Source organism: Curtobacterium subtropicum (assembly GCF_030362975.1).
In the GTDB taxonomy this organism is placed as follows: domain Bacteria; phylum Actinomycetota; class Actinomycetes; order Actinomycetales; family Microbacteriaceae; genus Curtobacterium; species Curtobacterium subtropicum.
Genome location: NZ_JAUCMM010000002.1, coordinates 238,502 through 261,758, shown reverse-complemented (window position 1 = coordinate 261,758; position 23,257 = coordinate 238,502). Strand labels below are relative to the sequence as shown.

General features: G+C 66.7%; 17 protein-coding genes and 1 tRNA gene. 9 read left to right on the top strand and 9 right to left on the bottom strand.

What is annotated here, in order from left to right; genetic code table 11:
* Positions 1-88: 88 nt before the first annotated feature.
* The 4 genes from QUG98_RS04415 (at position 89) to QUG98_RS04400 (ending at position 3,986) form a co-directional block, all read left to right on the top strand.
* Entirely contained in the window at positions 89-1,279 is a 1,191-nt protein-coding gene (locus tag QUG98_RS04415; RefSeq protein ID WP_289469407.1) for a DNA cytosine methyltransferase, read from the top strand.
* An 86-nt stretch (positions 1,280-1,365) separates the two neighbouring features.
* Positions 1,366-2,094 carry a GIY-YIG nuclease family protein gene (locus tag QUG98_RS04410; RefSeq protein WP_289469406.1) on the top strand — a complete coding sequence of 243 codons (729 nt, stop codon included), beginning with the start codon at positions 1,366-1,368 and terminating at the stop codon, positions 2,092-2,094.
* A 28-nt stretch (positions 2,095-2,122) separates the two neighbouring features.
* Positions 2,123-3,706 (top strand): hypothetical protein, encoded by a 1,584-nt coding sequence (locus QUG98_RS04405; RefSeq protein WP_289469405.1) that lies wholly within the window; start codon positions 2,123-2,125, stop codon positions 3,704-3,706.
* 25 nt (positions 3,707-3,731) lie between these two features.
* Positions 3,732-3,986, top strand: coding sequence for a hypothetical protein (locus QUG98_RS04400; protein ID WP_289469404.1), 255 nt, complete (start codon positions 3,732-3,734; stop codon positions 3,984-3,986).
* A gap of 240 nt (positions 3,987-4,226) precedes the next feature.
* Here the strand turns inward: QUG98_RS04400 and QUG98_RS04395 are convergent, their stop codons facing one another.
* Positions 4,227-5,984: an AIPR family protein gene (locus QUG98_RS04395; RefSeq protein ID WP_289469403.1), complete on the bottom strand. Its 1,758-nt coding sequence runs from the start codon at positions 5,982-5,984 to the stop codon at positions 4,227-4,229.
* A 234-nt stretch (positions 5,985-6,218) separates the two neighbouring features.
* On the opposite strand from QUG98_RS04395, the gene QUG98_RS04390 reads away from it, so the two are divergent.
* From QUG98_RS04390 to QUG98_RS04380, 3 genes are read left to right on the top strand one after another with little or no spacing between them, the layout of a single operon-like run.
* Positions 6,219-8,339, top strand: a complete 2,121-nt coding sequence (locus tag QUG98_RS04390; protein WP_289469402.1) for a BbrUII/HgiDII family restriction enzyme — start codon at positions 6,219-6,221, stop codon at positions 8,337-8,339.
* Positions 8,336-9,562 (top strand): SIR2 family protein, encoded by a 1,227-nt coding sequence (locus tag QUG98_RS04385; RefSeq protein WP_289469401.1) that lies wholly within the window; start codon positions 8,336-8,338, stop codon positions 9,560-9,562. Before QUG98_RS04390 ends, QUG98_RS04385 begins: the two co-directional genes overlap by 4 nt.
* Entirely contained in the window at positions 9,559-11,241 is a 1,683-nt protein-coding gene (locus QUG98_RS04380; RefSeq protein ID WP_289469400.1) for an ATP-binding protein, read from the top strand. The genes QUG98_RS04385 and QUG98_RS04380 overlap by 4 nt, the downstream gene beginning before the upstream one ends.
* A gap of 218 nt (positions 11,242-11,459) precedes the next feature.
* Here the strand turns inward: QUG98_RS04380 and QUG98_RS04375 are convergent, their stop codons facing one another.
* Positions 11,460-11,741, bottom strand: a complete 282-nt coding sequence (locus tag QUG98_RS04375) for an RNA polymerase sigma factor sigma-70 region 4 domain-containing protein (protein WP_289469399.1) — start codon at positions 11,739-11,741, stop codon at positions 11,460-11,462.
* A gap of 580 nt (positions 11,742-12,321) precedes the next feature.
* On the opposite strand from QUG98_RS04375, the gene QUG98_RS04370 reads away from it, so the two are divergent.
* Both QUG98_RS04370 and QUG98_RS04365 read left to right on the top strand, forming a co-directional pair.
* On the top strand, positions 12,322-12,576 hold the full coding sequence (locus QUG98_RS04370; protein WP_289469398.1) for a hypothetical protein: 255 nt from the start codon (positions 12,322-12,324) through the stop codon (positions 12,574-12,576).
* A gap of 92 nt (positions 12,577-12,668) precedes the next feature.
* Positions 12,669-13,475: a metallophosphoesterase gene (locus QUG98_RS04365; protein ID WP_289469397.1), complete on the top strand. Its 807-nt coding sequence runs from the start codon at positions 12,669-12,671 to the stop codon at positions 13,473-13,475.
* Positions 13,476-14,627: 1,152 nt separating this feature from the next.
* On the opposite strand, the gene QUG98_RS04360 is transcribed toward QUG98_RS04365, so the two are convergent.
* From QUG98_RS04360 to QUG98_RS04330, 7 genes are all read right to left on the bottom strand, one after another.
* Positions 14,628-16,454: a hypothetical protein gene (locus tag QUG98_RS04360; RefSeq protein WP_289469396.1), complete on the bottom strand. Its 1,827-nt coding sequence runs from the start codon at positions 16,452-16,454 to the stop codon at positions 14,628-14,630.
* 256 nt (positions 16,455-16,710) lie between these two features.
* Positions 16,711-17,685, bottom strand: coding sequence for a tyrosine-type recombinase/integrase (locus QUG98_RS04355; protein WP_289469395.1), 975 nt, complete (start codon positions 17,683-17,685; stop codon positions 16,711-16,713).
* 993 nt (positions 17,686-18,678) lie between these two features.
* A complete protein-coding gene (locus tag QUG98_RS16570) occupies positions 18,679-19,566 on the bottom strand; it encodes a Druantia anti-phage system protein DruA (RefSeq protein WP_353067823.1) in 888 nt (295 codons plus the stop codon).
* 540 nt (positions 19,567-20,106) lie between these two features.
* Positions 20,107-20,191 (bottom strand) — tRNA-Ser (locus tag QUG98_RS04345).
* A gap of 130 nt (positions 20,192-20,321) precedes the next feature.
* Positions 20,322-20,900: a CypD family RiPP peptide-cysteine decarboxylase gene (locus QUG98_RS04340; protein WP_289469393.1), complete on the bottom strand. Its 579-nt coding sequence runs from the start codon at positions 20,898-20,900 to the stop codon at positions 20,322-20,324.
* Entirely contained in the window at positions 20,893-21,438 is a 546-nt protein-coding gene (locus QUG98_RS04335) for a DUF5819 family protein (protein WP_289469392.1), read from the bottom strand. Before QUG98_RS04335 ends, QUG98_RS04340 begins: the two co-directional genes overlap by 8 nt.
* Positions 21,428-23,212 (bottom strand): alpha/beta fold hydrolase, encoded by a 1,785-nt coding sequence (locus QUG98_RS04330; RefSeq protein WP_289469391.1) that lies wholly within the window; start codon positions 23,210-23,212, stop codon positions 21,428-21,430. Before QUG98_RS04330 ends, QUG98_RS04335 begins: the two co-directional genes overlap by 11 nt.
* Positions 23,213-23,257 lie beyond the last annotated feature (45 nt).

Below are 23,257 nucleotides of genomic sequence, written 5' to 3'. Positions count from 1 at the left end.
ATGTCCGCCGATTCCGGTACACTCAAAGCAGATTCCAGAACCGGCTCCGCCGGGCCGGAACTACGACGTCAACCGCGAGGAGCGCTCTGTGCCCGATTTGAAGCTTGTCTCGTCCGAGGCCAACAGCCCCCGGGTGGCGGAGTTCTTCGCCGGCATCGGGCTCGTGCGGATGGGCCTGGAACGAGCAGGCTTCGACGTGTTGTGGTCGAACGACATCGAACCCGACAAGCGCGACCTTTATGCGAAGCAGTTCGGGCCGTCTGACGCGACCGCGAACCGATCGCACACCTTCGACCTCGGCGACGTCGGCGAGGTGACCGCAGCGAACATGCCCGAAGATCTCGCGCTCGCGTGGGCGTCCTTCCCGTGCACTGACCTCTCCGTCGCGGGTGCTCGGGCGGGGCTGCATGGCACCGAGAGTGGCACGTTCTGGGAGTTCACCCGCGTCCTGCGCGAGCTTGCCGCGGAGGACCGACTCCCCGCCGTCGTCGGCTTGGAGAACGTCGTCGGCCTCGCGACGAGCCACGGCGGTGAGGACCTCGCGGCGATCGTCCGGGAGCTGAACGTGCTCGGTTACTCAGTCGACGTCCTCACGCTCGACGCCAAACGATTCGTTCCACAGTCGCGGCCCCGGCTGTTCATTGTCGGCTCGATGGAGACGCCGGAACTTGCGGTCGGAGACGACAGTGCGCTCCGGCCCGACTGGTTGAACGCCGTGTACGCCGACCCGACCCTCCGCATGCACCGCGCCGCGTTGCCGACACCGCCACTGCCGTTGGCCTCGGGGTTCTCGGACCTCGCCGAGCGCCTTCCCGCAGACGACGCACGCTGGTGGGACGAGGCGCGGACCTTGGCTTTTGAGCAGTCGCTTTCCCCCGTGCAGCGGGAGCGGATTGAGGCGTTACGCGCAGCTCCGACCACGGTGCGCCGGACCGCTTACCGCCGCACCCGCAAGGGAGTGCCGGTCTGGGAAGTACGCGCCGATGACATCGCGGGGTGCCTCCGCACCGCGCGCGGAGGGTCGTCGAAGCAGGCGGTCGTCGAGGTTGGTGGCGGGTCGTTGCAGGTGCGGTGGATGACAGGCGTTGAGTACGCGCGCCTGCAGGGCGCCGACGACTACGACATCGCTGGCGTGCGCGACTCGAAGGTGCTGTTCGGGTTCGGGGACGCCGTGTGCGTGCCCGCCGTCGCGTGGCTCGGCGAGCACTACCTGATGCCTCAGGTGCGTGCGGCATCCCGAGCCGGCAACGAGTGGCCGCGCCTGGCTGAAGTCGGCTGACCCTCGACCGAGGGTTGGTCGAGCGCCCAGCTTCTCCATAGGATCATCTCGGCGGCTGGAGGGACCGGCACGCCGAGGGGAACCCGATGACGAACCCGACCGCCGACGAATCGATCTTCAAGGGCGTCGACCTCACGAGCACGCAGCTCTCCCGCGATGTCGAACTGATCCGCAAAGCGATCGGCGAGGCACTGAAGGTTGAGGATCCGACCCAGCCCGGCAAGCCGATCGGCAAGGCGAAGGCCGGCATCTACGCGTTCTTCGACTTCGACGGGGAACCCATCTACGTCGGCCAAACCGCCGAGCAGTTCTCCGCTCGCCTCGGCCGCCACCTGACGGGGATGCGCAGCGACAGTGTCGCAAAATTCGTCCTCGACCCGTTCGAGGTGTATGCCGTCCGGATGTGGCCGCTACCGCAGGTTGCAGCGCTCCCGCGCGGTGAGCGTCGGGCGCGGCTCGACGTCTACGAGTACAAGGTGCACGCCATGCTCGCCGAGCAGTCGAAGTTCGGCGCGGTGCTCAACGAGGGCACGATCACGCCCCAGGAAGACGTGGACGACCTCCCCGAGCCGGTGACCGTAGTGATCGTTCCCGACGAGATCTTCGCCGAGCGCGCCCACCCGGACGTCCGGATCGCCCGTCGGGCGCAGACCATCTCCTTGCTTGCACGCCACATCTCCGAGCGGAAGGTCTCGAAGGGACTTCGGCGCACCCTTCTCGTGCAGAGCGAACGCCTGCAGGACCTCGCCGCGCGGCGCAGCGCGGCGCTGGCCGGTACCGAGGACCCGGCCGAAGCCGAAGTCGCCGAGGACTGACCGCTCAACGCGAGCAGAGGAGCATCCCGTGTCGCTGCAATACCGCCTGATCGCCGAAGATGACCGCGCCGACGTCGCCGACGCCGCCGCCCGCGCGTTCTCCGTTTGGATCCGCGATCAGAAATCGTTCGACCTCGACGTCACCGCTCCGGGCAGGTGGAGCCCGACGGACGGAGTCGAGGTGGTTCACGAACGCTTCGGTGACGACGAGGTCGGTGCATCCCGGTTCGTCCTGCACGAGGAGTCGTCGTCAGCTCGGTGGTCAACCACCCTGACCGCGATGCGAGGCGACGGGACATCGTGGCTCTGGTTGGACGTGGAGTGGGTTAGCGAGTCCCCGTGGGGTCAAGCTCCTGTGGTGAAGCCGCCGCGTCTGGCGCAGTACCTCCTGGTCGATGGGACTGTCCACCAGGGCCCAGTGGTGCTGCCGCCAGCGCATTTCGTGGTCGAGACGGCCGAACAGGCACGAACTGTCGCAGCGTTGGCCACGCAGCCGGAGCGCCCCTCCCCCATCGTGCTGCTGTCCCACGACAGCCGAGCGAGCGCGCAACAGCAACAGGACCGCGCCCGCTTCCTCGCCCGGGAGCTGACAGGCGTCGCACCGCTCTACCTGCTCGGCCAAGACGCCTCAGCCGAGTTCAACCGGTCGATGCCGGATGACCTCAGCGTCTTCGCCGGGGCCGCACGCACCTACATGCCGGACCGGAGTCCGCTCGCCGGTTCGCTCGGTCGGCACCGCGTGATGGGGTCGCGCTGGTTCGAAGTTGACCCGCGGTCGGCGGCGACGCGTCTGGCTCGGCCGTTGGTGACCCGGGCATTGGCGGCTCGGCCCCCGGAGCTGTATCGCGATCGTCTACGGCCCATGATGCGCCAGCACGACGGCGCCGAACAGGATGTCGAACTGCTGCTCGCGCAAACGATCGCCGCGGAGGAACGGGCGGACACCGCTCGTCAGGAAGCAGCGGCGTTGCGGTTCGACCGGGACTTCGAGGTCGAAGAGCACGCCGAATCGCAGGCTGAACTCGACAGTGCCTTGGCTCGCGTTCGCTGGCTCGAGTCAGAACTCGACAAGGCGCGCGTGCACACCGCCGGCGTCGCGACGCCAGAAGAGTTCGAAGTGGAAGAGGTGGAGAGCTTCCGGCAGCTGCTCGACGAGGCCCGCACCCGGCTCCCACGCCTGCGACTTGGCGACACCGACGACACCGCGGTCGCGCTCGACGGTTGGCCCGCATCCACCGTGTGGGCGCGTCGAACCTGGCGCGCCCTCCGGGCACTGCAGTCATTCGCCGACGCGAAGGCGAACGGGTGGCGCGGTGATTTCATGATGTGGTGCAAGTCCAGCGCGTCCGGCGGGGAAACCATCCCGAGTGGATGGGTGTCGATGGTCGAGAGCGAAACCGTGGAGAACAACGCCGGCTACCGTGCAGCCCGCGAGTTCCCCGTTCCGAAAGAAGCGAACGATGCCGAGCGGGTTTTCATGTGCGCGCACGTGAAAATCGTCCCCGGGGGACGCCCCGCGCCAAGGGTGCACTTCTTCGACTCGATCGACAAGGACGGCAAGGTCCACATCGGATACATCGGCCAGCACCTGCCGAACGACCAGACGAACTGACCCCGAGCAGGGCAAGGAGTAAAGCATGGGCAATCCGTCATGGGGCCACGGCTATCGCCAAGGGTCCAGGGAGGGCTACCGCTCCGGGTTCGGCGACGGCACGAAGCGAGGCACGGCGCTCGGCGTCGTCGGAACCCTCGTTGTCGCAGGACTGATGCGCGGTGCGACATGGGGATACCGGGCGATGCGGGAGCGGCAGATCCTGAAGCACGAACGAGACCTGTCGACCCAGACACCGACCGACCCGCCCACGACTGAGGACCCGGCAGCCGACGTGTGAGACGCCTTTGCACCGCCGGCGCGAACAGCGCGACGAAGTACGACGGGTGAGAGTTCACTGCTTCCGAGGCACGAGAAGCACTGGCGTCCCTGTCGCCCAACTCCGTGTCCCGTCGACGTCACCCGGAGCACAACCGGTAGTCACCCTCGAGGAGCCGCGGCGTGCCGAGTTCAGGCGTGCGCACGGGGTGTGGACGGTCACGACCTCGACCGCGACCTCGCCGTCGCAGCCTCGCCCCCGCTACCGAAGGGCTGCGAAGAAGGAGGTCTTGAGGTTCTTGCCCTTGAACACCTGGTCCCGGGTGCCGTCGGGGTTCGAGGCCTGGTAGGTCTCGTAGGTTTCCTTCAACACCCTAAGGACCTGGGTCATCCGCCCCAGATTCGGGGACTTAGGGAGCCGGTGGTGGTTCTTGTCCCAGTGCACCTTGTCGGGCGCGTACGCCCGCAGCGTCTTCATCACGTATCCGACCGCGACGTAGAAGCGGCTGTTCGTGAAGTCGTCGAACACTGCGGTCGCTTCGTCGGACCGCAGGAACGCGTCCACTTGGCTCATCAAGGCGACGGCGGCCAGGTAGGACTTACGGTCGACGTCCTCGCCGAAGATCGTCGCGTAGAGCTTGTCGTCGTTGAGGACGCTCTGCGGTCGGGCGCGAGCGTCGTCGGGGCGCCCGAGCGCGATTGCGATCATGTACTGCGACAGGTCGGCCATGCTCACCACTCGGCTCGACGGCTTACCCGTCCCTCGGTACTGGTGCTTCCGGCGCTCGTAGTACCACCCCTGCGTTTCGAAGAACGCTTCGATGTCACGGTGCTGTTTCTCGGTCGCGTGAAGTTGCGCCGGCGGGATGCTGCTCTGCCGGTTGGTGGATGCGATCACCGCGTCGCGCACCGCCTCGTCGCCGGAGTCGATGATTCGAACCATCAGTCCCTGGTCAAGGCGGCCCGGCGAGATCGCGCCCGCCCGCTCTGCTTCATGCAGCACGTTCGAGGTCTGAAGGCCGTTCACCACCAGCGGGTTGGTCAACGAGACGCTTCGCGGCGGGGCGTCCTGAGCGGCGTCACAGAGCACCGTCACGCCGTTGTTCAACCACCAGAATGAGGGACCTGCGGCGGTGACGAGTGTCTCTCGGATGGAGGAGTTGACCTGGCCCTTCGCTCCGGAGTAGTCGCGCACGTTTGATTCGAAGATGCCCGGCCGCAGCTCGCTGCCGTCCTCCTGCCGGATGAACGCGAGGTAGTCCCGGAGGGTCACGAGCCCGATGAATGACTTGTCGTCGCGGATGAACTGACCGTTGAAACGCAGCGTCGACGTCGTCGAAGGCGTCGACGCCAGCACCTCGCACATCGCTTTCGCCCCGAGCAGCCGTGCGGTGACGGAAGCGTTGGTCGGGAGGAGCTTCCGCACCGACGCCTCCAGGGTCTGCCGTTTCGCCTCCGCGTCGTCGTTGTCGCGAAGGTTCTCCTCCGGACCCTTCGTTGCGTAGTAGAGGTGCACCCGGAACCGGGCGAACTTCCGCAACGTGTTCTTGTACAGGTCACGGAAGATGCCGGTTCGCTCGATCAGCGACCCGCTGAGGGTGGCCTCCAGCGCCTTTTCATCAGCGCTCAGCGACAGCGTCCGCTCGAGGGTGTCGCGCATCCTCGTGAGCGGATCGCTCTGCCATGCGTCGGTCCACTTCGCTTGGATTACGACGACATCGACCGCTGCGTTCTGGGGAAGGCCCTGAACAGCCTTGGCGTCATCGAGGACGAGCGGACTGTCGATATCGAGCACCTCGGACTCGTTCACGATGACGTAGAACCCGTCGATGCCGCCGTCGTGGTCGCCGCCGATGACGCCCTTCTTCACCTCGCTAGCACTGAGCCCGTAGTGCTTGGTCAGCTCCTGACCGCAGAAGTGCTCGAACGCTTCCCCCTCGGTGCTGTTCGGGAACTCCTGCGTCTTGAAGGACTGGAAGGCGCTCTCGAGCACCGCTTGATCAGGTGTCTGGTGAGCCACGAAGCGCCCCGCATCTGTGTCGGTCGGACTGGACGCGCCCGCGGACTGCGACGGACGCGACTTGAGGGTACTGTAAGTGGGTCATCCGACCAAGTACGGTGGCCGCCGGTCGCACGCGCCGGCTTCGTCGCCGGTCGGGGGACGCGCGTGTCATGCTGCACGAGTCGCGACGGGGATCAGAAGCACCGAAGCGGCGAGACGCGGCCGACAGTTGGAGCCGACGGAGGGATACGAATGAGCGACCAGCAGTTCGAGATGAATGTGGACCTCGCGGTCCTGCAGTCGCTCGGCATCAACCTGTACAGCAACGCCGCTGCGGTGCTGTCCGAGGTTGTGGCCAACGCATGGGACGCCGACGCGAACGAGATTTCGATCACCTGGAGCGCGAACGGCGAAGAGATCACGATCCAGGACGACGGGATCGGGATGAGCTTCGAAGACCTCAACCGCAAGTACCTGAAGGTCGGTTACCAGAAGCGCAGTCCCAACAACGACGGACTCAAGTCGCCGAAGTTCAGCCGCCCGTACATGGGGCGGAAGGGCATCGGGAAGCTCTCGGTGTTCTCGCTTGCGGACGACGTCACGGTCGCAACCCGCAAGGAAGGCGACCAGGCGCAGGCGTTGCGCATCACGCGCGACGGGTTGGAGACCGCGATCGGCGGCGGCGAGGCCTACCACCCGTCGAGCGAACCGGTGCCGGCGGACCTGCCGACGCACGGCACTCGCATTATCCTCCGCTCCCTGAACTCCAAGCGCGCTGGCGTCACCGTGAAGGCTCTGAGGCGACGACTGGCACGTCGGTTCGATGTGATGCAGTATGACCCCGCCGCGGCCGATCGCTTCCGTATCGTCATCAACGGCGAACCGATCGGGTTCGCGGACCGGGAGGACCTCGCTCGCATCGAGTACTTCTGGTCGTTCGGCCCTTCCTCCATCCCCGAGAGTGAGACCCCGAAGGTGCGACAGCGGTGGCAGCTCGACGGCACGGTTGACCAAGAACGCGGGTGGCGGCTCGGGGGCTGGTTCGGCACGGTCTCGGCGCCGAGTGACCTGCAGGACGCCGAAGACGCGCAGGAGTCGCTGCGCAACATGATCATCATGGCTCGCAAGCGGCCCATTCAAGAGGGCATCCTCGACCAGCTCCACTTCAACAAGATCTTCGGCAACTACGTCACGGGGCAGATCACGGCGGAGTTTCTCGACTCAGACGACGACTCGGACATCGCCACAAGCGACCGCCAACGGCTGATCGAGGACGATGAACGTGTCACGCTGCTGCGTGACACCCTCCGTGAGCGCTTCCTCGAGGCTGAACGGCACTGGTCCGAGCAGCGACCGAAGGACAAGTTCAAGGACCTGCTCGCCGACTACCCGTTCGTGCACGACTGGGTGGAGCACCGCGGCGCGGCGCATCGCGGTGCCGCACGCAAGCTGGTGCAGACGATCGCGGCGTTGCCGCTCGAGGACGAAGCGCCTCGCCGTGAGCTGTTCCGCGCCGGGATTCTCGGGTTCGAACGCATCGCCCTCGACGCCACGACTGAGGACCTCAACGAGTTCGCCGAGTCGGTGCGCGCCGATGACATCCTCCCGATGCTCGCGAGCCAGCGCTCCCTTGAGGACGCGCTCTACGCCCAGATTCTCCGGTCCCGCGTCGCGGCCATCGACCAGCTCGAGAGGTTGATCGACAAGAACGAACTCGAACGGGCTCTGCAGGAGCACCTGTTCAAGAACATGTGGCTGCTCGACCCGTCGTGGGAGCACCCGACGGCCAACCCGGTGATGGAGGAGAGCCTCAAGCGGATCCGGGCTGACGTCTTCGACCCCACCGAGGAGGAGAACGCCGATCAGGGCCGGATCGACATCAAGTACCAGAGCGCCGCGGGGACGCACCTCATCATCGAGTTGAAGCGCTACGGGCGCGAGTGCAAGCTCGAAGAGCTGTACAACCAGGGTGCGAAGTACCTCGAAGCGATCCAGGACGTCCTCGAGCGCACCGGCAAACGCAGTGACGGTCAGGACGTCGAGGTGGTGTTCGTGCTCGGGACACCCATGGATGCTGGACGCACGGGAACGAAGTCTGCAGACGAGGTCATCGAGGCGCGACTCGCGGCGATCAACGGCCGGGTGTTCTACTACGACCGGATGCTCGAGAACGCGAAGCGTCAGTACGTGGAGTACGGGACCGTGCTCGATGCGAAAAACGACGATCTCGCGAAGGTGCTCGCGTCCCTCGGACCCGTCGCCGACGTGGCGGCGGACGACGACGGCGCCGACGCTTCCCCTGAGACAGATGCGAACACGGTGGTCGCGCCGACGGACCAGGAGACGGAGCTGGCCGCTCCGATCGACGCATGAGCGACACGAGCGACACGAGCGACACGAGCGAAGCCTCGCAGCGTGTGGGGGAACCGGTCGCATCGTCGAGTTCGACGCACGCGGGGATCACACCGGCCCCGCCGGCTGTCGACGCGGCGCCGCCCGTGCTGCTGCGCGGCACTGATTGGGCTGAAGCCGACGGCATGACCTCGGATTTCCTTCGCGATGTGCTGCAAGCGGAGACGCTTGTCGTCCTCACCGGTCTGGGCACTTCCATCGGCGTCAAGACGACGGCAGGTGAAGCGCCGACGATGCCTGCGCTGCTTGACGCCGTGAAGGCCCTCCCATCGTTCGCCGCGGTGGAGACCTCCCTCAGCGTGGAGTCCAAGGGCGACGACACCAACGCGGGGAACGTCGAGTCGTTGCTGTCGGAAGCGATTCTGGCGAACACGCTGCGGCCGAGCGAGCGCTGGCAAGCGTTCATCGACGCGGCGGAGCGAACTGTCCTGGCGAAGTGCCAGTTCGTGCTGCCGAACACACCGCTCCCACACCACGAGCGACTGCTGCGCGCCGTCGCCCGCAGATCACCGAAACTGCCACGCACACAACTGTTCACGACGAACTACGACATGGCGTTCGAAACCGCCGCGTCGACGACGCGCACGATGCTGGTCGACGGGTTCAGCTGGTCAGGAACACCGACGTTCGACGGATCTTGGTTCGACATCGACTTCGTCCGGAAGCTGCCCGGCCGCACGTCGGTTCCCGAACAGAACGTCGTGCACCTACTCAAGCTGCACGGCTCGGTCGACTGGGATCAGCACGGCAGCCGGGTGACCAGGGCGAACGGGCACCCTGCCCAGCCGGTCTTGATCTACCCGGCGCAGAACAAGTACCAACTGTCGTACCGCCAGCCTTACCAGGAGATGATGGCGCGGCTTCAGGTGGCCCTCCGTCAGCCGAGCGTCGGGCTGCTGGTCATCGGGTACGGCTTCCACGACGCGCACATCAACGCGCCGATCGAGAGCGCGATCCGCAGCAACGTCAATCTGAAGATGGCAGCAGTCGCGCCCAACCTGCAGACGGTGGAACCGGACTCGATCCCAGCGGCGATGGAACAGCTCATCCGCGCCGGCGATGACCGATTCGCGTTGATCGCGGGGACGTTCGAGGATGCCGTGACGCTGCTCCCGACCCTGGAACAGGGCGATGATCGGGACGAGCACGTCGAACGCGTCGCGCTCGTCATGGACGAGCGGTGACCGCGCTGGTCGACGCCCGCCGGATGATCGGCACTGTCCTGTCGGTCTCCGGGACGACGATGTGGTGCTCGCTCGTCGATGCGGCCGCTCCGGCGCGGACGGTCCTCGGTGAACGGGTGCAGAACGGCGAGGTCGGACAATTCGTGGTGGTCGACGCCGACGGCAGTAGATTGCTCGGCCGCGTCGTGGAAGTCCGCGCGCACCGCGCCGACCTCCTGCGACGACAGGAGCGCGGGGACGGCGTCCCGGCTGATGCTCGAGTGCAACTGCTGGGCACCCTTGCCGCGAACGGCCGAGCGGACCGCGGCGTGGAGCGGTATCCCCTCATCGGTGCCGACGTGTATGCCGCACGCGCCGCGTCCGTGCGCGACGCGGTCGCCGCCGACAGCTCCACGAGCGTACGCATCGGCTCGTTCGGCACGGAAGGGCTGCCGGTGGACGTGCCCGTACAAGCACTCTTCGCTCGGCACCTCGCCGTCCTCGGATCCACCGGCGGGGGAAAGAGTTGGACCGTTGCGCGGCTCGCAGAAGCCGTGGCGGAACTCGGCGGCAGGATGGTTCTGCTCGACCCCACCGGCGAGTACGCCAGCCTCGCCAGCGGGGTTCGTCATCTGATCGTCGGTGACGACCGCACCGCCGGGACCCCGGCTGACGTGCCACACCATCACATGCGCGACATCGACCGGATCGCGTTCTTCTCCCCGTCGAGCGGCGTGCAACTGCCACGGATGCGCGCCGCGATCCGTCGGCTTCGTCTCGCACACGCTGCTGCGACGCACGAGACGCACAAGTCGGTGGTCAGCGACGACGGCTGCCTGCGGGTGGCCTCCACGACGCTTGTCACTGTCGACGCGGCGTTTCCCGGCGTCGCGGACGCCGAACACGCACCATTCGACCTCAGCAACCTCGCGAATCAGCTCGAGATCGACGTCAGCACCGAGGCGAGCGCGCGCAGCGTCGTCGGTCCGCTCCTGACGCGTATCCGCGACGTGCTGCAGACCGATGACATCATGCGGGTCATCGGTGGCGGCAACGGCGCCGATCTCGTCGCGGAGATGATGCACTGGCTCGACGACGGCGACGAACCGATCCTGCGGGTCTCACTCGCGGACATCCCGGCGACTCACGACTTACGCGAGATCGTGGTCAACGTGATCGGCAACCAGCTGCTGCAACGCGCACGGTCTGGAGCGTTCCGGGACGCTCCCCTGTTGCTCGCCGTCGACGAGGCGCACCAGTTCATCGGCGGCGCAATCGGCGACGAGGACATCAGCGCTCAGCTCGACGCGTTCGAGCGGATCGCGAAGGAAGGGCGCAAGTACGGCCTCAACCTCTGCATCGCGACGCAGCGGCCATCCGATCTTCCCGCAGGGCTGCTCAGCCAGCTGGGCATGATGATCGTGCACCGCCTCGCTGACGGCCGGGACCGGGCCCTCGTGCAGGAAGCCGCCGCGGAGACCGACCTTGATGCGCTGCGCTTTCTTCCGGGCCTTCAGCAGGGCGAGGCGATCGTGATGGGAGTCGACCTCCCGCTCCCGATGACGGTTCGAATTCAGCGACCGACCAATCCTCCGAACTCCGTCGGGCCCGACTACGCGTCCACGTGGCCTCGGCGGCGTTCCGCAACGGCTGTCATGTTCGAACCGCCGCGTGCGGAGGACGGCAGGGCGACGGGCTGACCGGCCGGTGTCTTCCGAAACACGACGGCACCGGCGTCGCCAGCATTGTCCCGAACGCCAGCGCTCGCCGAGCAACTGCCTGCACACGGCGCTGCCTGCGCGCCAACCGGCAACAGGCCACGTCGACGCACTCGCGCCGAGGTGGTCTCGCCCGACCTGAGGTGCCGTCGTGATCCGCGGGACCATACCTGGCCGCATGCTCAAACCTCGACCCGCCGCTACGTTCGCGGCTCGGACGGCCCCGACGCAGCGTCGTCCCCGCCATCGGCGTCGCGTGCACGCTTGATCCAGAACGCAACTGACGACGGATTCTCGTCGATCAGCTCGGCGATCTGACGGATCGAGAGGCCGAACTCCGTCGCCGCGACCATGAGATCGCGGCGATCGACTTCGCTCCGGCGGTACGTCTCGTTCGTCGATCGCAGCCGACGTACCACGTCATCGCGCGCGGCACGAGCGCGCGTTCGAATCTCGAGTGCCTCACGGTGTGGATTGGCCATGACGATCCTTCCAAAGTGACGACAGGCGCAGTTGAACGCGCGACCGACGTCGTGCGAAGATTGCTCCGCCGTCCTTTCATTGGAAGGGTGGCCACATCTCATATCAGCGCTACCGTTGCGATCATTCGGCCACTTTCCAGGGCTGCCGGCGACCGCGCGGATCGAGCCGGACGCAATCGCGCTCCGGCTCGCGCTGTTCTGGCACAGCGTACCGTCGCCTAGCGCACCAGCGCGCGACGCTGAAAAAGTTCACGACGAATATTGTGACGGCGCGGACGCAAGTTTTCTAGGCTAATCGCAAGCTGCTTCAGTCAGCTGCCGCGCCCCTGTCCGGCCTGCTAACGACATATGAGCCAAATGCGCGATCAGCACTTACTGTAAGCAATTTTCCGGCCGGTCGTCTGACTATTGCGCAGTCGGAGGATCGCGTGTTGAGTTCGTCCACGCAATGGACAGAACGACGGGCCGGGAGGCTGAGATGACGAAACCGCCGAGGCTGGACGAGCCTGCCGCTCGACGCGTGCAAGAGGACCGTGCCGCTCAACGGCGGCGGATCCGTGCTGCAGCTGCGGCGCTCCGCATGGATCCCATGTCATTCGCCTGCTGGATGCTCAACCATGCGCACCAGCAGCAGGCTCCGTCCGAGTATCGGCCCAAGCCGTGGCTCATCAGCGTGATCTCGGCGACGCGGCTGCACCGTGACGAGCAGGTCGTTGTCCGGCTCCGTCAAGGCTGGCGTTTCATCCTCACCTTCCACGGCAAGCCCTTCGCCATGATCGTCCCGCTCGAAGCGCCAACGAAGCCAACCTCGACGTCGAACGTCGGGCCGGAATGATGCCGGCGGAGGGCCCCGGACGCCAGCACGGCATGGACCGGCTCCGACTCAACGGTGCCGAGCGCCGACGGTGGCCGACCGTGACCGGCCGCATGGGCGACGACTTCACCATCCAGGGTGAGACCTCCGTCGCCGTCTCCGGCGACTGGGAATCCCGGGGGGAAGCCGTGTTCCCGCTGATCCGCCGCCTCGCGCGGCAGCACCCGTCGGTGCGCACCCTGCTGCACCTCGGCGACCTGCGATGGGTGCCCGCGCGCCGCGTGGGAAAGCAGCGGCTGCATCTCTACGACGGATTCCTGCCGAAACTCGACGCGGAACTAGGCCGCGCTCGGCTACGGCTCCTCCTCACACCCGGCAACCACGACGACTGGTCGTCGCTTCAACCGGCGTTCGTCGCGCATCCCGAGCGGCCGCGACGACTCACTCCCCACATCTGGGCATTGCCGCGCGGGCTCCGGTTTCACATCGGCGGCCGAACGTTCCTGTCGTTCGGCGGCGCCGTCTCACTGGACGCGGACCGCGGCACGGCGGAAATTCCCACGGACGACGACATGCGACGGGCCGCGGCCGGGGGCCGCGTCGACGTCTTGCTCACTCACGAGCCGTCGAACGCCGGTATCGCAGCTGTCGAGAGGGCCCTCGAGGCGCACCAGCGGTGGAGCGCGGATCGTCTGGACCTCTCGGCGTCGAGCCGACGCCGCGTCGATCACCTCGTGGACCAGGTCCAGCCGAGTCTCAGCTTCCACGGCCACATGCACGTGGGCGGCCGCGTCGACTCGGGGGGTCGGAGGACTGTGGCGCTATCTGTGATCGGCATGCCCGGGAACACGGTGATCCTGCGACTCGGGACGCTCGAGGTCGACTCTCTTGAAACGGCTGAGACCGAGTCGAACTCATGAGGGCCCGCTCCAGCGGACGATCCTGGCGAACCGAGACACTCGAACCAGTCGACCGCATCCGGAAGCGCGTCATCGAGCTTGCCGTCAGCCAGGGCGGACTGGTGACGCTGCCGCAGATCGCCCCTGCACGCGCTGCGCGGGAAGGACGACGAGCCATGGCGACGCTATCTCGTATGGGCGAGGTCGAACGCGTCGGAAGGGACGTGTGGGTGCATTGCGTGGCAGACCGGTCCGCCTTCGACTCGGCGCTGCGTGCGGAAGCGGTCTGGGTCCTCCTCGACCCCGCCCGTCCCGCATGGGCCCGTGCACGACGAGCGCGTGCCGGCGGAGAATCCGTTGCCGTGATCGGCGGCGGGGCCGCGTATCAGCGGTGGGGGTTCGGTCCGACCACCTGGCCTGCCGAACTGCACACCCCGGACGGCAACGCTGTCCGCTTCGCAAGCCTGGACGTCGAGGTGCGCCGGGAGGAAGTTGAGCCGGACGACATCGTCTGGTTCGGCCCGTTCCCCTACCTCGGCGTTGAGGCGACCCTCGCCGGATCGTTCGCGTGGGACGGCGACCTCGACTCCGTCGCCGCCGATCTCGCTGACGCCCTGTGGCGCTTGCATCCCGTCGACGGAGGACGACTGCGAAGGCATCTGGCGACCCTCCACCGGACCGATGACGAGCGGGCAGCAACCGTCGAAGCCGACAATCGGTGGGACGAGTTGCTTCGTCGAACGGGGCGATGGCACCCCTCAACCTGTCGGCGGTGCAGGATCAGCGTGGCGGCAGAACCGCCCGCCCTCGGACGCGGCGATTGCACGCTACCGTGCAGCACTCGACCCGGAACGGCGCGCACAGCTCTGGACGAGCGTCGTGCAAGAGTTCGCAGGGTCCTGAACGTCGACCTCGAGCCGTCCGATGCTCCGGTCATCACTGGGCCGCGGGGCCTCACCCTCTTGAGCGCAGTGGGGGCCACGCTGCGGCGCGGATGGGGATGTCGACGACGTTCCCGTCCCCAACCGCGCCGATGCAGCAGAATCTATAATCTCTATAATCGGCTGTCTGGTGGGCACCGGACTGTTGCCGACCGACGCTGGGAAGGCTCGGCAGGGCGTGATCCCCCGATTCGCCCCGACGCCGCTCCCCTTGCTGCAGGCGATCGTGCTGTCACCGGGTGCCTTCGTGCTGCGACGGCACGTATCCGCTCTTGCGCGGCGGCCGGGTCTTGGGTCCCTTTTGCCGGTGCGCAGGGGTTGGGCGCTGCGAACGGCGGCGCTTCACGACGGAAACGGTGCGGACGTCGGTTGATGTGAGGGTGACCTCGTCGCCGTACGCGGAGTGTCGCAGAGCGGTGTTGATGGCGATGCACCGGATGGCGAAGAGGACGGCGTTGGCGGTGGTACCCGTGACGGTGCTGCTGGCCCGTCGCATCGTGCCGAAGTTCTTCTTCAGGTCGGCCATCTTCGCTTCGCTGGCGTTACGCATCCCGTAGAGGGCCAGCCACTTGCTGGTGCCGTAGATGTACTTCTGCCGGATACGAATGTGTTCGTCAGCTTCGAGTGTCGGCGTTTTGTCGCACCAGCAGCCCCCGCCGGGAACACAGTTTGTGGGTGGGGCGCCGCGCTGTACAGCACGGTGGGGCTCGACGTTGGGGCAGTCGATGTGGCCGAGGTACGCGGGTCCGCGGTATTGCCACTTGCCGTCGGGCTTGGGGTCACCGTTTGGCACGAACGCGTACTTGGCACGTGCGTCGTACTTGGCGGTCAGCTCACCGCGTTCGGCTTTGGACATGCCTGGGTGGTACGCGGGCAGCTCGCGGAGCGCCTGCGGCAGCGCTTTTGTGAACAGCGTGCCGTCAATGATCACGACATGCTTGAACATCTTGTGCTTCATCAGCCCACGCTCGGTCCGTTGGTTGGGATGCAGATCGTGGACCCCGGTGATGCGCCGTCGGAGGAGCGGCAGTGCCCAGCGTTCTGCCACGGAGTAGCTGTATCCCCGGTCTGAGCACAGGGTGTCGACGGCGAAACGGTCGTCGATGCTGTCTAAGAGCGCGATTCCGGCGTCGCCCTTGTGCGATCCGGCAGGTCGGAGCACCATGCCTCGGATGAATTGCACGTAGTGCTCGGCGCCGTACCATCCGGCATCGACTAGGACGTGGGCGTCCCAGCCGACGAAGTTGGTGGACCGGTTGCCATTGACGACGGTGCGATATCCGCAGCGGGCGTCGATGTCGTCGCTGAGGATGAAGCGTCCGTCGGTGCCTCTGAGGAGCTGGCTGATCGGCAGACCCCACTTTTTTTCGTCCTTGGCGTGGTCGGGTACGTATTCGTCGTCGCCGTCGGGGCGCGCCAGTTGGGCACGGAGAGCAGCTGAGGTTTCGATGTCTGTGGAGTCCATCGCCGCGACTTTCGTCGCGGGGCACGAGTCGGGTATCGATGCTGCGATCAGCGTATTCAGGATCCTGTCGCGGGTGCTCAGCTCGGGGATGCGTTCCCGGATGACTCCGGCCTGGTCGACGCGGTGCGGGGAGTCCTCGTCGTCGATTAGCTCGACGAAGCCGTGGAACGCGCCGATCATCTTGTAGTAGTGCCACTTTTCGTGTGTCAGGCCCGCGCGGATGCGGTCCTGGTTACTCAGCTCCCAGAGCGCCCACTTCGCCAGGTCGAGGAACACCATGTCCCGGTCAGGCCGCTGCACCTGGTACGCGATCATGAGGATCAGCATGGTGCGAAGCGTGACGTGCCGTTTGGGGCCGGGTCGACGCTCGTCCCACCAGAGGACGCTTCGTTGGATGTCGGATCGGTCAATGATCTTGATCGCGAGAGTGATCGCGCGGCGGCAGCTCAGCGGCCTGGCGGCCGAGGCGGTGGTGGGGAGTCGGCCGTCCGCGGTGAGCCACGCGACGGCGTATCGGAGCCGGTCGAGGGTGCTCGTGCGGGTCAGCTCGCCATCGCCGTGGCTGGCGATACGGCCGAGCTTGCTGGCGTTCACGCGGCGTCTCCGGCGTCGTGGTCGGCGAGCAGCATGCCAGTTGGGTCGAACATGTCCAACCACTGTGGCTGGGATCGGGCTTCAGATGCGATCGACCCTCCGAAGTCCTGCGTTGTCAAGACGATGGAGGCCGTCGCGCCGCATCCGACGATGCGGCGCCGTCGGCGGGTGCGATCGAGGGCGTGCGCACCGCAGGCGAGCCAGCGACCGCGCGAACGAGGATGGGGGCGAGACCCGCTAGGGGTGGGAGTGGTTTTCATGCGTCGTACCCGGCGGCGCGTCGGAGGTCGGCGCGCGCCATGTCCTTTCGTTCATCGAGGTAGGGGATGGTGCTGTCGAATCGGTACGAGGCTTGACCGCCGTACTCGAGGATCCGGTTGAGAGGGAACCCGTCGTCAAGGAGTCGGACCAGCCACGTCGAGCGGAATCGTTCTGTGTCGGGCTTTGACACCGAATCCGGGATGACGAGACGGCTGCGCGGACGGAGGAGCGGATCGCGTTGTTCGGGCCGGAACGGGCCCGCGAGAGGCTCCACAGGATGGGAGGCCATGAGTGCGCGGACACGGTCGGCGTACTCTCGGCGCAGCGGGACGATTCGCTCGCGTGGAGATCGAATGTGCACGAGCAACAGGCCGTCGTCCTCGGTGATGTCGGAGCGAGCGATGTAGCGCAGCTCGGTGTTGCGGACTCCCGCTCCGACGCAGAAGCACACCCACGAGTCGAAGAAGCGGGTGCGCAGCCGCGTGGTCTGGAGCAGGACGGCTGCGTCGATGTCGGCTAGCTCGTCGGGTGTGTACGGCGGCGCGATGCCGCGATGGTTCCAGGTGGGGTGCTTGCGCTCCTGGGGTACTTTGCGGAGGGTTCCGCGTGCGACGCGGCGCAGACTGGTGCGGTACGCCTTCCGGGTGTTGTTCGAGATTGAACCGAGTCCCGTCGCCACGAACGCGTTGATGTGCCGCTCGCTCAGCAACACCTCCGGTGTGAGGTCCAGACCGAGTTCGTGTGCCCAGAAGATCTGTCTCGACAAAGCCTGTTGCACGGCCAGGAAAGTGGGCATCGTGGTGATGTCCGTCTGCAAGATCCACTCGCGCAGGAGGTGTTTGCCGGTCGTCTCCCAGAACGGACTCCAGCGGGACGGGGTGTAGCGGCCGAGCAGCATAGCCGCGTCGATCTCAAGCGGGCCGCCCTTCACCCGAGACAACAGCACCGGCGAGTCCTCGTCGTCGGTCACGATGCCACCACCGCAGGGACGGACTGTGGCCGCGTCGGCGGCGCTGGAGGCTGAGGCGACCGCATTGCTGTCCCTGGCGGACGCTTCGTCGGTCGGTGTCCGTTACGGCGACGCCGCAGCGGTCTCGGCGCAAGGCTTCGGTGTGACTCGTGGGTGTGGGTGGGGGCGTGTGAGGAGCGGGCATGCGGAACACGTCGCGATCCTTGACCGTGGTCAGTGGGCGCGTTAGTGTCGCAGATGACTTCCAGAGAGATGTCACTGCGAGGGCCGTCCGCTGCGTGAACAGCTAGGGCGGCCTTCCGCATGTTCCGCGCGGGAAGCGCGTGCATGCGGGGTTCAGGTCTCCTTGCGTTAGACCGTCTGCATCAGGCGCGAGCAGTCGGTGTCGGGGTGCCGGGAGCTGTGGTGGTAACGATGGCCCGTGAAAGCCGTCGCTCAAATCAGCTGGATGGCGCCGGCTGAGAGGATCCCTGCCGGTGCTATCAACCATGGCGATTCGGTGCGCGCCGCACCAGACCCTCCACCGGGCATCCTCGCTCAGGGCACGCCCATTTTCGCCTTGAGGACGGCTCGATCCGCATCAGGACGCGGATCGAGGCGTCTTGAAAAGCGGACACTCGTCACAGAAATTGGTCGGCGGCGAGCGTGCTGAATCGCGTACTTTGCTCGCGAGATCGTCCCAAGCAACTCATCGGCAGCAGCTCATCGCCGACCGCGACCAGCCCTAACCCTGGGCCGATCGCTCTCGTCGACGCCGACTGTCTCGACGAAAACTGGAGCAGTTCGAGCCGGGGGCTCATCCTTCGCTCACCCCGACGCGAGACTTCTGCGCTTCCACCAACGGCGCCAGCCAAAGGTGCCGGCGGCGTCGACCCTCAACCACTAAAGGGAGGTAGCGCGACGTCAACGACACAGGATGCCACGGCCGGTAAGCGTGCGCACCGTGGCGACCAACCGGGGAAGGCTTTCGCGGTCAGGACCCCGTTGCTGCGGTCAAGCGACAGCAGATTCGGGAGTGTGATGCCGGAGCTGCTCGCGGGGGTCCACGTCAGCGAGCACTCGGACGGTCGTTCCAGACCCAACGAGGCGCAGCGCCGTGCGCGGCAGCCCCATAGCTGCCAAGCCCGACCGAGCAACGCGGCCGTTTCCGGGATAGGCCCACTCGGAAGGGACGGACGCCGCGCTCAACTGCAAAGCGGCGGCGCGACGTAGAAGTTTCCCGGCCGCACCACTCACCTCCAAGAACCTGTCCGCACCTGTCCCGATGGGCTGCGCAACCGGACCGCACGCAGGAAGATGTCGGTCCGACCCAAGAATCACGGCGAGTGGCACTTCGCCTACTTCCCCGCCGATCAGGGTTCGCCCGGCACCGGCGGCGAGCAGCGATGCGATCGCCGCGTCCCCGACCTCGCCGGCGTATCCCCCTATCGAGGACGCAACATACGTTTGGGTCAGCCGCCGCAAGCCCCGACGCCGCTGCACCGCATCCCATCCGATCCAGCGATCACGGATCGGGTCATCGACCCGCGGCTCACAGACGCCGACAACCCCAACAAGTCGTCCTGCATGGCCGTCATCGACAACCAGAAACCGGGCGCGACGACCGTGGCCATGCGACGGATGCTCCGGAAGCGTAGCCACCGCCCACCGCCACAGAAGACCGTCGACGCTCCTGCCGTCGCGGACCGCCACAAGGCGCGGCCGCACAGTGGCCGGATCGATAGGTCCAACACCCAGACGGAGGTCCGCGCGAACACCACGACCCCACAGCCGGGCAGATTCCTCGTCGTTCGGAGCGGCTGCCCTTCGTTGAAGCGCGGCACCGTCTGCGGCGCGAACACCATCAGAAGTCAACACGAAGCCTTGCGCACGAAGGGCCATCTCGAAAGCTTTCCGTTTCGCCGGATCAGCTACGCCGCGACGACGCCTAGCTCGAGCACCGCCGACCGGCCTGCGCGCACCGCCCAACCAAACTGGCTGCGCGACGCGAAGCGTGTGTCCCGACCTCGCGGACGGCAACTCCTGCGCCATCACATACGGCTCGGAAGGTGCCGACCCGCCCACCAGGTTCAAGGCCCACACGTCGGTAGCCAAAACCGCGGCGCTTGTGATCTCCACGCCGGAGCCATTGCCTCGCTGCGCGGTCAACGCGACCGCGCCCAAGCTCAACAACGCAGACGTGCCCCGGAACCGGCCGATTTTGCATACGACCTCAACTGAACGACGATGAGCGAGGAAACCCCAGATCAGCGGGCCGAAAGGGCATCCGTCGACTACATCCGGACGACGGCGAGTCCCAGAAACCCGTTCCGGTTTCCGCGACTCGCCGCCCAAAATCGCAACCGCACATCCCCGCAACAACGCGGAAGTGGGTCGAGTTTCCGAAACCTCTCCGTCGGAGATTCCGAAAAGCCCCTGGTGCGGAGGGTGTGGGATTCGAACCCACGAGACATCACTGCCCACCTGTTTTCAAGACAGGCTCCATCGGCCGCTCGGACAACCCTCCATGACACGACCACGTGGCGAGACGTGATCGTGTCCCGGGCAGTCTAGCGGTCCACCGGAGCGGCAAGCGAGGCATCCTTCGATGCGCGGCAGTGCGCTCGGCCGGACGACCGGGAGGAGAGCCGAGACGGTCAGGCTCGTCCGGCAGGACGCGCAAGGCGCTCATTCGCCAGAGCGAGCGCACCCGGGAGGTTGAAGCCGCTCTGCGTCGTGCTCCGGTCGTCGGCCCGCGGCGTGTCGACCGCCGGCGCGAAGACGACGTTCGGGCGCTGGAGGAGCAACGTGCGCCAATGGTCGATGACTGCGTTGGACGCCGGAGACACGTCAGCGATGATGACCGGCAGTTCGGTCAACTGCATCATCATGAGCGCCGGGGAGTCCGCTCGGCCCTGCGCGAGGCGCATGATCGTGTCGAGCGATGCCGGGAACACGATGATGCACTCGGACCTCCCCGTGCGGCCGTCCCTCCAGGAGTGCGGCAGTGCGTCCTGTTCCCATTCGTCGAGCCAGACTTCTCCGTTCGCGAGCGCGCGTACGGCGTCGGTACTCACGAACCTTGTCGCGTGCGTCGAGACGGAGACGTTGACGACGACCTCCGGCGACGTGAAGCGCAACCAGTTGATCCACCAGGGCACGAGCGATGCTGCGACCGCCCCACTCACGTGCAGGTGCAGCTCGGCTCCAGCGAACGTCGGAAGGGTGTCAGGCATGGAAGCGTCCTTCCCATCGCGACACGAGGATGGGCTGCATGCGTTTCTCGGGAGGTGCCGCAGGGAAGTAGTTCAGCAGGAGGAACTGGAACTCCTGCGAGTCTCCCCCGGAGACGAGACCCGATGCTGCATCCCGCACGAGCTCGTACGCAGTGCTGCTCACCATCCAGTCGAACTGGGAGTAGTTCGCCTTCATCACCGACAGCTGCTGCATCGCGTCGAACAACGCCTTCGGCCCGCGGCTCTTCGGGTTCATCAGAACGTTCCAGAAGCCGTGCCGGATCGTCGGGGTGACGTCGACCCAGTCACTCGGAGCGGTGCGGGTCGACCCACCACGGGTCCGGACGAGCAGGTGGACGTTCTGCACTCCGGGATTCGGAGCGAAGAACCGCCAGCCCGGTACCGTCCAGCCGCCGACGTAGCGCCGCAGGTCCAGGTTGAACGAATCCGGCGTGTTGAACAGCGAGGTCGCGACGAGATGAGCGGTGATGGCGACGGCCGCAGCGGTGCCGGCGGCGCGGCGGAGGTCAACGGACACGGTCGAGCGCCTCCTCGATCACCGAGACGACCTGCGTGGCGTTCCCCCGGAAGCCGATCACGGACCGGTGGGACGAGGTCGGTACCAGCCGATGCTCCGCGGCGAGCTTGCGCGCGAGGCTCTCCTGCTGTGCCGCGTTCTCCTCGGATGCGACGAGGTACCGGACCGGCACGTCCCGCAGCGCGTCGATCGCTCCGGCGGTGGGAAGCTCGAAGTACTCCCGCGTCGCGCGGTAGACGTTCCGCGGGGCGAAGATGAACTGCAGGGTGCCGTTCTGCTGGTCGGGTTCGTACCTCGTCTGACGGGCGACTGCGTTCGGGGCGAAGTTGTAGACCCCGCTCAGCGCCGCGAACATCGTGTGCGCTTGCGACTGGAGGTACGTGCCGACGCGACGCCGGTCAGCGCGGTCTGCGTCGAAGAGGTCAGGATCCGTGCCGTCGACGAGGACGATCCCGGCGAACGCCCTGCCGTCCACCTGACCACCGGCGTAACCGGCGAGCACGAGCAGACCGATCGAGTGGCTCACTGCGATGAGGGGACCGCTCGAGCCCACCGTCCGCACCAGGGCTTCGACCGCGCGACCGGGAGCCGCGCTCGAGGTGGTCCGGCCGTAGCCCCGGCGATGGTAGGCGAGCACGTGAGCCGAGTGGGACACACCGTCCGCGACCCAGGCCCAGGCATCGAGGGCATTGCCCAGACCCGCTTCGAGGATCACGACCGGCGCAGTGTCGGCATCGACGGACGGATCCGTCGGTGGCACGTGCCGGTACTCGACGACGCCGTCCTCCAGCTCGAGCAGCACGGACCCCTTCAGGCCCGCGCGACGGTCTCGGTCCTGGGCCCGCTGGGCTGCGGCGTACGTACCGGCAGTCAGAGCGACTGCCGCCGTTGCCGTCAGCACCACCCGTTCGACGTTCGACGAGGGAAGCCGTTGTCGCGACAACGCGTACCCGACGGCTCCGTGCGAGCCGGTGAACCCCCACACGAAGCGTGGGAGCTCCATGACGGCGGCGACGGCGACGTGGAAGCCCTTCACTCCCCACAGCGCACGCCGGCCCCACCGCTCGGGGAGCAGGTAGATCAGGGGGAACGACGCTTCCCAGATCGGCGTGCTCCAGGTGAGCAGCCGGGCGAGGCGGGGACGGTCGCGGAGGAGCCGGGCTGCGGGACCGCCACCGTACGCCTGGGTCCGCACGATCTCCCCGAGGGCGTCGCCCTGCACCCAGCTCGATCCGAAGGCCTTGGAGATGCCGGAGATGAAGTAGCTCAACGCGGCCTGGTAGTTCACCGCGCGGAGGAACAGATCGTCCGACCGTGCGGCATCGGGGATCAGAGCAGACAGCGATCGGTACTGCGTGATCACCGCCGTCATCTGGTCGGCTCCGTCTCGACCGTACGGCGTGCGGATCTCGTTGAGCCGGTTGCAGAGGCCGATCACCACGTTCGACGCGATCTGGACCGGACGCCGGTTCCGTCCGAGGAGCAACGCGGTCGCACTCACGAGGTTGACGGCAGCGAGGATCTGCGGCGTCGTCGGGGAATCCAGGACGGTGAGCAGCCGGTGTCGGAGCGTACCGACTCGTGCTCCGCGGGCTGAGACCCCCCTGAGCAGGTTGTCACGACGGTACAGGCGACCGATCGTCATGGACTCGACCGAGGCCAGGATCTGCCCGATCGCGATCGGGGCCATCGTCGCGTTCACGGCGCCCTGGCGTCGGTCAGCGGGGGTCGGCGTGCCGGCATGTGCGGGTCGGCGCCGGAAGGTCAGGGTCATCTGAGGTGCACTGTTCCGTCTCGTCGGTGCTGGGCGTCGTGAGGA